A 627-nucleotide genomic window follows, 5' to 3' on the forward strand; every position below is an offset into this window, starting at 1 on the left:
AGAACAGACATCTCAAGGAGGGGCTGGGAATAACTTAAACCGGTGCTTTCATCCAGCACTTTTACTGCTACCTCATAATTATTGGCGGGTAAAAACGGCAGGAATATTTCGGGATTTGAAGAAGGTAGGCTCCAGTCCTCCTTTGGATTTAACCGGTATTGATATTTTAATTTATGCGGAAAAGGATGTGCATTGGTACTGAATTTCAGCAATACCGTATTTTCATTATGCGCCAGGTTCAATTTCTCCTCACCAAGCGCAGCTCCCGAAGAAAATTCACTGTTGTTAATAAAGATGTCCTTCAGTTGAATTTGATCTACCAGGGGCACAGGATTCGTAACAGCTTTAAGATCTATTTTATAATACCCATTATTGCTTCCCAGGAATAAGGTGTCGTTTTTCACTTCAGCACTTAACAGCGGCTGTTCCAGGCCCTGTTCGCTGTTTAAAAAAATGGAGTTGCCGTTCTCATACACCGTCAAACCTTTTTCTGTGCCAATGATCAGGTTACCCTGGTATTCTTTAAGGAATGAAATAGTATTTCCCTGAATTCTTGCCCGTGGTATTTTCTTTACAACCTCATAGTTTTCCTCATCATTTACTATAAATACATCTCCAAATTCATTA

1 pseudogene is annotated in these 627 nt (G+C 39.9%); it reads right to left on the minus strand.

The annotated features are described in order from the left end of the window. Nucleotides 1-627: pseudogene (locus tag HC175_RS16280) on the minus strand (sensor histidine kinase); the annotation flags it as partial.

The sequence above is a fragment of the Salinimicrobium oceani genome, from assembly GCF_012037645.1.